Source organism: Streptosporangium sp. NPDC000095, assembly GCF_042899335.1.
Classification (GTDB): domain Bacteria; phylum Actinomycetota; class Actinomycetes; order Streptosporangiales; family Streptosporangiaceae; genus Streptosporangium.
In genome coordinates this window covers 300,470-310,987 of the sequence record NZ_JBIAZS010000008.1, presented here as the reverse complement: position 1 = coordinate 310,987, position 10,518 = coordinate 300,470, and the positions used below count along the sequence as shown (strand labels likewise).

8 protein-coding genes are annotated in these 10,518 nt (G+C 72.3%); 3 read left to right on the top strand and 5 right to left on the bottom strand.

Going from position 1 to position 10,518, the window contains the following annotated elements:
• Window positions 1-90 precede the first annotated feature (90 nt).
• Both ACFY3V_RS20220 and ACFY3V_RS20215 read right to left on the bottom strand, forming a co-directional pair.
• The gene (locus tag ACFY3V_RS20220; protein ID WP_389775227.1) at window positions 91-2,370 is read right to left on the bottom strand and encodes an AAA family ATPase; all 2,280 of its coding nucleotides are present in this window, start codon (window positions 2,368-2,370) and stop codon (window positions 91-93) included.
• Between the two features lie 148 nt (window positions 2,371-2,518).
• The gene (locus tag ACFY3V_RS20215) at window positions 2,519-3,256 is read right to left on the bottom strand and encodes a GntR family transcriptional regulator (protein ID WP_350947170.1); all 738 of its coding nucleotides are present in this window, start codon (window positions 3,254-3,256) and stop codon (window positions 2,519-2,521) included.
• Between the two features lie 130 nt (window positions 3,257-3,386).
• On the opposite strand from ACFY3V_RS20215, the gene ACFY3V_RS20210 reads away from it, so the two are divergent.
• The 3 genes from ACFY3V_RS20210 to ACFY3V_RS20200 all read left to right on the top strand — a co-directional run bounded on the left by ACFY3V_RS20210 (window position 3,387) and on the right by ACFY3V_RS20200 (window position 6,997).
• The gene (locus tag ACFY3V_RS20210) at window positions 3,387-4,223 is read left to right on the top strand and encodes an inositol monophosphatase family protein (protein ID WP_389775223.1); all 837 of its coding nucleotides are present in this window, start codon (window positions 3,387-3,389) and stop codon (window positions 4,221-4,223) included.
• A 127-nt stretch (window positions 4,224-4,350) separates the two neighbouring features.
• Window positions 4,351-5,673, top strand: coding sequence for a lanthionine synthetase LanC family protein (locus ACFY3V_RS20205; protein ID WP_362901278.1), 1,323 nt, complete (start codon window positions 4,351-4,353; stop codon window positions 5,671-5,673).
• A gap of 433 nt (window positions 5,674-6,106) precedes the next feature.
• Window positions 6,107-6,997 (top strand): hypothetical protein, encoded by an 891-nt coding sequence (locus tag ACFY3V_RS20200; protein WP_362901280.1) that lies wholly within the window; start codon window positions 6,107-6,109, stop codon window positions 6,995-6,997.
• Between the two features lie 81 nt (window positions 6,998-7,078).
• Here the strand turns inward: ACFY3V_RS20200 and ACFY3V_RS20195 are convergent, their stop codons facing one another.
• The 3 genes from ACFY3V_RS20195 to ACFY3V_RS20185 all read right to left on the bottom strand — a co-directional run bounded on the left by ACFY3V_RS20195 (window position 7,079) and on the right by ACFY3V_RS20185 (window position 10,416).
• Window positions 7,079-8,065, bottom strand: a complete 987-nt coding sequence (locus tag ACFY3V_RS20195; protein ID WP_362901282.1) for a sulfotransferase — start codon at window positions 8,063-8,065, stop codon at window positions 7,079-7,081.
• Between the two features lie 372 nt (window positions 8,066-8,437).
• Window positions 8,438-9,820, bottom strand: coding sequence for a ferredoxin reductase family protein (locus ACFY3V_RS20190; RefSeq protein WP_362901284.1), 1,383 nt, complete (start codon window positions 9,818-9,820; stop codon window positions 8,438-8,440).
• Entirely contained in the window at window positions 9,817-10,416 is a 600-nt protein-coding gene (locus ACFY3V_RS20185; RefSeq protein ID WP_362901286.1) for a DUF305 domain-containing protein, read from the bottom strand. The genes ACFY3V_RS20190 and ACFY3V_RS20185 overlap by 4 nt, the downstream gene beginning before the upstream one ends.
• Between the last annotated feature and the right edge of the window lie 102 nt (window positions 10,417-10,518).

The following is a 10,518-nucleotide window of genomic DNA, read 5'->3' as shown; positions in this document are numbered from 1 at the left end:
TCGACGTCACCGAAATAACGAAATATCAAAATATCGTGCGACACCGGAACCGCGTCCCGCCCTCCTCGAGGAGAACGCGCCAGGGGGACGTCAGCCAGGACGCCGGTGGCCGCTCTCCTGCGCCGCGAGCCTGGCCAGTTCGACCCGCGAGTGAATACCCAGCTTGCGGTAGACCTGCCGCAGGTGGAAGGCGACGGTGTGCTCGCTGATGAACATCTGCTCGGCGGCGTGCCGGTTCGTCAGCCCCTGGGAGACCAGATCGCAGACGGCCTGCTCGGTGCCGGTCAGGCTGGCCCACCCCGAGGCGGGGTGGGCGGTCCTTACCCAGTGGCGGCACCGCTCGCCCAGACGCCGCAGTCTGCCCCGCACCCGCGCCGCGTCCCGGACGGCTTCCACGGCCCCGTAGCAGGTCAGGGCGGTCTTCAGGCTCCCCACGGCCAGCTCCCTGTGGCCGTCGCCCACCCCCAGCAGCACCCCGAGGTCCTCCGCCGCCGACCCTCTCGCCCAGGGATCGACGTACCCGGCCACCGCGCGGCCCAGCGCCTCGGCGTCACCCTCCCGCAGCCCTCGCGCGTGGTCGGCGGAGACCGACGGGTTGGACAGGCCGGGATTGCGGGAGGCGACGTCCTCGGCGGCGTCGACCACGGCGTCGGCCCTGCGCCGGTCGTTCACGGCCATCGCCACCCGCACCAGCCACGCCGCCGCCGCGGGCTCGCCGGTCAGCGCGCCGAGGTACAGGGGCAGCGCGTCGTAGACCCCGCCGAGCGAGCTCATGCCACCCGCGGCGCCGTCGCGCGCCTCCCTGATCCGTGCGGCCACCAGCTCCGATCGCAGCCGTGCGGGCGGCGGCATGCCGGTTGCCGGCCTGACCAGGCCCCTCTCCATGTACCTGACGGCCCCAGGCAGGTCGCCCGACTGCAGTGACGCGGTGCCGAGCACCGACAGGGACGAGGAGACCAGCATCGGCGCTTCCAGGGCCTCGGCGGTGGTCAGGGCGACCTCCGCGTGCTTGATCGCTGCGCCGATCCGGCCCGCGGCCAGGTCCAGGCGGGCGCGGAGAACGGGGATCTCCGCGGCCCACGAGGGCTCACCCTCGGTGTCGGCCTCCTCGGCGGCGATCTCCGTCGCCGCTGCCGCCTCGTCCAGCAGCCACAGGTCGACGAGCATCGTGGCCAGCACCGCCCGCGGCTGCCGGTGCGGGCCGCGGACCGGTCGCTCCACGGCCTCGCGCGCCAGGCCCAGCCCGCGAGAGAGGTCGCCCTCGTTCCACGCGAGCAGGGAGAGGTCCAGGAGCCTCCCGCCGTCGCCGCCCCGGAGGGGCGCGGTGGAGCGCTCGACCTGCTCCCGCAGCGCTCGCCGCACCGGTGAGGGCACCCTGTCGACGACCGACCGCCACACCAGTTCGTGACGGAACGTCAGCTCGTCCGAGGTGGCCACGAGGACCCCGGCCGCGAGTGCCTCCTCCAGCGGAGGGAGCAACGCGGCCGGGGTCTCGCCGAGCATCCTGGCCGCGTACGCAGGTGTGACCGAGCGGCCGAGCACCGCGATGGCCTCCAGCAGATAACGGGTCCTGGTGCCGAGCTCGTTCAGGCGGCGTCGGACGGCATCGTGCAGGCGCGCGGGCAGCGCCGCCTGGGCGGAGGTGATCCCGGCCGGCCGGGCGACGCCGTCCTCGACCAGGACGGCGCCCTCCTCGCGTAGCCCGGTGAGGAGCTCGGAGAGCAGGAGCGGATTGCCGGCGGCCTGGGCGGCCAGTGCCGCCAGCTCCCGCCCGGGTGGCGCGCCCAGGATGTCGGCGGAGACCTCGGCCACCGCGCCCTCGTCCAGCGGGCGCAGAACGGTCCGGGCGGCCCCCTCCTCCTCCAGCAGGTCGAAAAGCCGGCCCGCGTCGCCGCCGGCCGGGGCGTCGCGGCGGGCCAGCAGCCATGTCACCGGGCGTGAGGCGAGTCGCGAGGGCATCGTCCGCAGGGCCATGATCGTGGCGGGGTCGGCCCACTGGAGATCGTCGAGGATCACCAGCAGAGGCCCCGAGGCGAGTCTTCTCTCCAGCGAGGTACGGACCTGCTCGGCCAGCCACAGCAGCAGTTCCGGCCCGTCGGGGAAGAAACTCCTGGTCAGGGGCATCGGAGTCGTCGGTGACTCCTCAAGCGCCGACAGCAGCGGCCCCAGGGGGGTGAGCCGTCCCAGCTCGTCGGCCCGGCCGCCCGCCACCGACATCCCACGCGCGCTCGCGGCGCTCGCGGCCTCGGCGAGCAGCAGCGACTTGCCTATCCCCGGCTCGCCCTCGACGAGCATGACGTTCCGGGTCGTGGACGCGACGCCTTCGAGCAGGGCGAGGGCCGCCGCCCACTCATCCTTCCGGCCGCGCATGGTCTTGTCTCGGATCTGGCGTCATACCGGCGCTTCCTGAGCGGTGATTACGCATATGACATCCCCAAGGGACGAATCATCACGCGTCGGGCACCATCGCGCACCGGTTGTTTGGCGCAGATTTGACCTTGGGGAGCCCGCCGCCCGGTCAGCGTTCGATGAGCGTGACCTCCAGGGAGTAGTGCGAGGCCCGGTAGAGGTGGGAGCCGTGCTCGACGGCCCTGCCCTGGTCGTCGTAGGTGGTGCGGATCAGCGTGAGCAGCGGCGCCCCGCGCCGCTCGCCGAGCAGCCTCGCCTCGGCCGCCGTGGCCGCCCGCGCCCCCATGCGCTGGTTCGCCACGCGCATCCGCACCCCGGAGGCGCGGAGCGTCTCGTACAGCCCGTGCTCCCGAAGGCCCTCGGCGGTCAGCGGGGCGAGCCCGCAGGGCAGCCAGTTGTGCAACAGGGCGAGCGGTTCCCCCGTGGCGTAGCGGATCCGCTCCAGGCGGAGCATCTCGGTGCCGGGCGCGACGCCGAGGGTCGCGGCGACGTCCTCGCCCACCGGAGCCGGGCCCAGGAGCAGCACCCTGGTGGCCGGCTCCTGACCGGCCCTGCGAAGGTCGTCGTAGAGGCCGGTCAGCTCGATGGAACGCCTGATCTGGCCGTGCACCACCTGGGTGCCGACACCTCGCTTGCGCACCAGCAGGCCCTTGTCGACCAGATACTGGATCGCCTGGCGGATGGTCGGCCGCGACAGGCCCAGCCGACCGGCGAGCAGGATCTCGTTGTCGAGACGCGCCCCCGGGGGCAGATCGCCGCGGCGGATGGCCTCGGAGATCTGCTCGGCCACCTGGAAGTAGAGCGGGACCGGGCTGGACCGGTCGAGATCGATGGCGAGCTGCGTCATTCGCCCTCCCCGTTGACACGCCGCGCCGTCAGGCTAGCGGACATCAGAATGTCTTGACAAAAACCGTCCGGTCCTGGCCACCGGGACAGGGACCATTGTTCGCGCCGCCGTTCGCGCCACTGGAGGAAGCATGGATCAGCGCAGGGATCAGAGCACCGCGACGGAGCTGTCCGCCGTCGCGGTCGAGGCCGCCCGCGCGGTGGGCGACCGGCTCCGCGGGGCGTTCAGGTCGCGTCCCGCGATCGAGACCAAGAGCGACTTCCACGATCCGGTGACCGAGCATGACCGTGCCGCCGAGGAGATCATCCGAGAGGTCATCGACAGGCGTGTCCCGGGGAGCACGGTCATCGGCGAGGAGGGCGGCAGCACGGGTTCGGGTGAGATCCGCTGGTACGTCGACCCGATCGACGGGACCGCGAACTTCGCCGCGGGGCTGCCGTTCTTCTGCGTGTCGATCGCCGCGGCAGTCGGGGACGAGGTGGTCGCCGGGGTGGTGTACGACCCGGTGCGAGACGAGGAGTTCCGAGCCGATCCTGGCGGTGCCTGGTGCAACGGCACGCGGCTGCGCAGCGCCGGCGCGACACGTGACCGGGAGGGGGTTCTGCTGACCAGTTATCCCACTCCCCGCGAGGTGACCGAGGGCGGGGAGGAGACGCTGCGCCGGTTCGGCAGGATGCTGGAGGCGTTCGCCTCCACGCGCCGCCCGGGCAGCACCGCGCTCAAGCTGGCGTACGTCGCGGGCGGGTGGGCGGACGTCGCCTACGGCAGTAGGGTCAGTCCGTGGGACATGGCGGCGGGGTCGCTGCTCGTCCGGCGGGCCGGAGGCGTCTTCATCCCGTTGGACGGGTCGGTCTTCGAGGCCGGCGGCTACCTCGCCCACGTCGGAGGCTTCGACCTGGCGGGATCGGTCATGAGCGAGCTGCTCCTTCACGACCGCCAGGTCCGAGACGTCGGCGGGCCGGGGTGAGCCGGCGAAGGGCCCGCATGGTCGACCCTCGCGCGGGGCAGGTTCCGCGTGTCGGTGAACCAGATTACCTATTGATCCTGTAGGAAATACAGGTAAAATGATTGTCTCGCCGTACGAAGGAGCCGCCATGAGCCTGGAGCCGGAGGCCGAGAGCCCGCTGGCCGCCGCGGTCGGCGCCGCGCGCTGGATTCGTTCCGCGGCCGTGGACGACGAACGCGGACGGCACTGGCTGGCCAATCCCGACCCCCGAGGCCGGGCCGCCATGCCCGACCACCCCCTCTCGCTGTACTCGGGGGCGGCCGGGATCATCCTGTTCTTCCTGGAACTCGCCGCCGCCACCGGAGACGACGGCTACCTCGACGACGCCACGGCCGGAGCCCGATACCTCGCCGCCACCTGGCGGGAGCAGGCCGACCTCTCCCTCCATCACGGCCTGGCCGGAGTGATGTTCGCCCTGGCCGAGACCGGCTGGGCCACCGGCGAGGGTGGCTTCGAGGTCGAGGCCGGCGCCGTCGCCGACCGCATCGTGCGCAGCGCCCGCCCCGTCGACGGCGGCCTGGGCTGGACCGGCGACCCCGCGCAGCGAGGTGACGGCGGGATCATCCTCGGCCTGCTGCACGCCGCGGGCATCCTGGGAGTGCCCGCCTACCAGGAGGTCGCGGTCGAGGCCGGCGCCCGCATCGCCACGCTCGTCGTCCCCGGTCACCGCTTCGGCGAGGGCGCCTGCGCCGACCTGCCCCTGGACGCGGTCACCCCCGGCTTCCTGTCCGGCACCGCGGGCACCGCCTTCCTGCTCGCCCGCCTGTACGGCGTGACCGGCGAGAGCGCCTTCCTGGGCGCCTCCCGCAGGGGGGCCGACTTCGTCCGCGCGGTCAGCGCCGTGAACGAGCGGTGCGCGCTGGTGCCGCACCACATCCCGCAGGGCCGCGACCTGCACTACCTGGGCTTCTGCTCCGGCTCGGCCGGGGTCGCCCGGATGTTCTACGAGCTGCACCGGGTGTCGGGCGACGCCGGGGATCTCGATTGGGCCGAACGGCTGGCGCGGGGGATCGTCCGCAGCGGCGCCCCCGCCAACCAGAGCGGCGGCTCCTGGAACTCGGCCTGCCAGTGCTGCGGCACCGCCGGTCTGGTGGAGCTGTTCGTGGGACTCTGGGCGGCGACCGGCCACAGCCGGCATCTGGAGTTCGCCCGCACGCTGGGGGAGAACCTGGTCGGCCGGGCCACCGGCCACGACGGCAGGGGCACCCGCTGGTACCAGGCCTACCGGCGGTTGCGCCCCTGGGAGGTGACCGCCGACACCGGCTACATGGTCGGGGCAGCGGGGGTCGGGGCCGCACTCCTGCACCTGGAGGCCACCGCCCGCCCGCAGGAGGCGAGGCGGCTCATCCTGCCGCCGGACAATCCGTTCCCCGCGATCCCGTTGCCGAGCGCGACGCTCCGACGCTCCTGACGGCTCCGGACGATCGTGGAAGGCGTGTCGCCGGCGGGCCGGCCGCTCTCGCGGACGAGCGTGACGAGAGGGCGCCGCAGCGAGATGGGGCGGAGGGCGCGACGCGGATCCGCGACCTGGTGGCGAGGGGGACGCGTCCTCGGCCCGCCGCGTCCGAGCAGCTCTCCGGACCCTGTACGGTCGGGCATCGAGGCCTTCACCGGGCCCGGCGTCGCGAACACCCCTCCGGCACCGTCCCGGCACCCCGGACCGGGTCACCCCCGGTACGCCCGATCGTGCCGACCCGGTCGCGGAAGGTGGCGGCCACCGGCGCCCCTCGCGCCGGAGAAACCAAGGATGATCTGCCCTTTGGCCGTCAAGGGGTGACAAAGCTCGTGATGATGATTGGTGATTCTCCGTGAGTGTTGCGCAAGGCATGCCTAATCTCGGTGTCGTGACAATCGAGGACTTCCTTCCCGACCCCGGCCGTTCCGTCGTCGCGATCGAACCGGCACAGCCGGGTGCCGGCCACTGGGCCGGCGCGCCGAGCGCCGTGGCGAGCGACGGGCTCATCTACCTCGCCTACCGGCTGCGCCGCCCCGTCGGCGAGGGCCGTGGTTACGCCGTCGCCGTCGCCCGTTCCGTCGACGGTGAGCGGTTCGAGACCCTGCTCACGATCGGCAGGGAGGAGATGGACACGGAGTCGCTGGAGCGGCCCACCCTGGTACGCACGCCGGAGGGACGCTGGAGGCTCTACCTCAGCTGCGCCACCTACGACACCAAGCACTGGCGGGTCGAGGTGCTGGAGGCCGACGACCCGTCCGGCTTCCAGGCCTCGCAGCGGCAGGTCGTGCTGCCGGGCGACCCGAAGACCGGCGTCAAGGACCCGGTGATCGTGCTGCGGGACGGCCTCTGGCACCTGTGGGCCTCCTGTCACCCGCTGGAGGAGGACCACGAGGCCGACCAGATGGTGACCGACTACGCCACCAGTGCCGACGGCATCGAGTGGACCTGGCAGGGCACCGCGCTCAGCGGCCGTCCCGGCACCTGGGACGCCAGGGGTGCGCGGGTGGCCGCGGTCCGCTTCCTCGGCGACAGGGTGGTGGCCTTCTACGACGGCAGGGCCACCGCGGCGGAGAACTACGAGGAGAAGACCGGTGTCGCGGTCGGCACGGATCCGGCGGAGCTGACCCCTCTCGGCACCGAGCCCGTCGGGGTCTCGCCGTACGCGGGCGGTGGCCTTCGCTACCTGGACATCGTGGATCTGCCGGGCGGCGGGCGGCGGCTCTACTACGAGTACACCCGTGCGGACGGGGCGCACGAGCTCCGCACCGAACTGCGCTGATCACGGCACGGGGTCCCGGGCGTGCCACGGTGCCCGGGACCGTCCGGCGGAGATCGTCGAGCCGCTTCCCGGAGCGTCTCGCTACGCCTGGGGGCGGCCGTTGCGCGCCTGGCGCTGGCCGTTGGGGCGGGTGCCCACCAGGCCGCCCGAGCGCTCGCGGGGACGGAGCCAGTCGCTGAAGTCCTCGCCGGTCACCGTCTGCAGCAGCGCCACGTCCTCGGTGAAGTAGGAGATCAGCTTCTCCCGCTGGTCCCAGGTGAGCGGCTGGCGGGAGCGGGCCCGCTCCTGCAGCCTGCGCTCCAGCGGGTCGGTCAGTGCCACACTCACCCGCGACGGCAGGAAACGTCCCACGGACGATCCCACCCGCAGCGCCCGCGACAGCATCCGGTGCCCGCGGGTCGGCTCCGGGTGGGCGGTCACGTTCTCCCTGGGGACCTCGGTGACCACGCCGGTCTCCACCCCGAGAAAGCGGAAGATCCGGTCGAGGGTCTCGGCGGGGCGGTCGACCAGGTCGCGGTAGCGGTAGACGAGCACCTGCTCGCGCGGGAACAGGGTGAACAGGTGCTCGAGCTGCTCCCCGTACTTGCCGAGCCCGCGATAGTGCCAGAACGGCGCCCAGCCGGCCCTGACCCGCCGCTCCTCTTCGGCGCAGGCGAGGACCACGTCGCCGATCGGCTCCAGCCCGGCCGACCACAGGTGGGTCCAGTTGGAGTGGGCGCGCTCCACCGGGTCGCGCAGCACCACGATGAGTCTGGCGCCGGGGATGGTCTCCCTGATGCGCCGCTGCGCCGCCAGGTCGTAGAGATAGAACGGGGTCGACTCGCCGGTGAGCGTGCCCGGCGGTGCCGCCGTGAACAGGGCCTCGTACTCCTCGCGCTGCCAGACGTGCTCGCGGTAGGTCTGGGCGTCGCCAGGTCCCCCCCTGGTCGGCGGCGGGCCGTCGCTGAGGAAGAACTTCGGTTCCTTCACCGGGGACATGAACAGTCCCGGGTGCCGGGCCAGTGCGGCGTGCAGGGCGGTGGTCCCGGCTTTCGGGGCACCGATCGTGAGGAAATTCGGCAGGGGCATCGTTATTACCCTTAATCCCTACTATGATTATTGGTAAATATAGCCCTTTCTCGGGCGAAGGCAAGCACCCGCTCGTGCGATCGCCGTGCCCCAGGGGGAGTTCCCGATGGCGGAGATTTCAGTCATCGCATCTATCTCCAGGTCATGGATGTGAAGAGGTCTGTCCCGTCCGATGAACGCCGAGTTCTTTTCTGCTGTTTCGCCACTGTGAAGGAGTTTTGTCGCGCTGCGCCGGGGTGACCGGCGCGGGTGCGTCGCCGAACGGTGCCGTCACGTCGCGGCGGTGATCGGCGTAAGCCGGCGGCGCGAACACCGAGGTCAAAAAGCCGAGCCGGAGCCGGACGAAGCCGTCGCCGCGACCCGGCTCGCCCTTCAGAAGTCGAACGACTCCACATGGATGCGCCGGCCGGGCACGCCCGCGCGGCGCAGGGCGTGGCGCGCCGCGACCGTCATGCCGGAGGGGCCGCACAGATAGACGTCGTGGACGGCCAGACCGGGTATCAGAGCCCGCAGGGCGCGCCCGGTCAGCGGCACGCTCCGCCCACCCGACGATCCGGTGAGCTCGTCCACGGTGTAGTGGATCGTCGCGCCGCGCACGGCGGCGATGGCGTCCAGCTCGTCGCGGAGGATCAGCTCCTCGTCGCGGCGCGCCATGTAGACGAGGGTCACCTCGCCGGGCAGCGTCTCGAAGAGCGCGCGCAGCGGGCTGATCCCCACGCCGCCGCCGACCAGCAGAACCTGCGGCCTGCGGCGCCGCGCGGCGGTGAGGGCCCCGTAGGGGCCCTCGGCCCACACGCGGGTACCGGGCCGCAACCCGGCCAGCGCGCCGCTGTGGTCGCCGACACCCTTGACGGTGATCCGCAGGAAGCGGGAGTTGGCGGGTGCCGACAGCGAGTAGGGGTTGGCCGTCCACCACATGCCAGGGGCGAGGAACCGCCAACGGAAGAACTGGCCGGGTTCGGCGCCCAGCTCCTCCAGGTGCTCCCCGGTCAGGTAGACCGACACCACGGTGGACGACTCCCTGCGGACTCCGGCGACCCGCAGCCGGTGGCGCAGGGCACGGTGGACGGGGGTGAGGAAGCGGTACCAGGCCAGCAGGGCGACGACGGAGGCGTACAGCGCGTACCAGAACACCCTCATGACGACGCCGCCGGCGAGGTCCGGCCCGGTGAGCTGGTGGCCGAACCCGAGGAAGACGGCCCCGTAGGTGATGAAATGCAGGTAGTGCCAGATCTCGTACCGCATCCTGCGTCGCACCTCGCGCACCGAGACGACCGCGACGCCGGTCAGCAGCAGGAGGGCGACCGTCGCCTCCAGCATGGCCGGGCCGTCCAGGATCAGCCCCGCGGTCCCCTCGAACACGCTCGTGCCGGACCGTGCCACATGGGCCGCGACGGCGAACAGCATGTGGGCCGCCGACAGGACGATGGTGTGGCGGCCGCCCGTCGCGTGCCAGCGGGCCAGCCGGTCGGTCCCGACCCCGCGATCCAGCGCGGGAACGCGGGCCATCAGCCCCAGCAGGACGGCGCAGGCGTAGCCCGCGAGCATGCCGGTGAGCCTGCCCGCCCAGGCCAGTGCCCCGGCGACCCCGGAGACCGAGGTCAGGTCCGACCAGCACGTCGCGGTCGCCGCGATGGCCCCGGCGCAGACGAGGGCGAGGACCGGAAAGGGCCGCGCCCGGCGCGCGGGCGGCCGGACGGCGGCGCGTCGCCGTGCGCGCGTGCCGGGGGCGGGGGCGGAGGCGGGGCCTTTCACGGCTTCAGCCGGGTGAGACGGTCGCCGTGGTCCTTCTCCAGGGTGGCGGCGAACGCCCTGGTCTCCGGGTCGGAGCCCGACTTCTGCTCGCCCTTCGCGACCAGGACCGACTGGGTGAGATATTCGCGCGCGTTCCTGGTGAAGAGCCGGTCGAACGCGGCGCCGTCGGCCCGTCTCAGGGCCGCGAAGTCGTCGGGGATCACCATGCCCGGGATGTCGTGCCCCTCGTGCTCGTCGCTCTCCGGCACCCCGGACCTCCGCAGCAGGTCGCGCAACCTTCCGAGCGTCGTACGGTGATCGGCGACGTTCTCCTCGGCGAATCGGGTGATCCTCGAATTCGAGGTCTTGCCGGGGGCCAGCTCCAGCAGGCGTACCGCCTGCTCGGTCATCGGGATCATCAACTGCAACCACGCGATGTCGGTGCCGTTGAAGGAGCCCGACGCGCTTCCGGTCGGTGTGGGAGGCGCGTCGGGTCCGCTTCGTGACGACGGGTGATTCGCGGCCGAATGGGTCGGCGGCTCGGCGGCGACACATCGTGATACCAGCAGCACGGTGAGCACGGCGAGTACCGTCGCGCCGATCGTGGACGCCTTCATGTCGCTCCTTCGCTCACGCCGATCCCGTGGTGAGGCGAGACCCGGTGTGTGGGGCCTCGCCCTGTTCAGGCCGGACGGTGTGTCTCGCGCCTGAAAGCGATC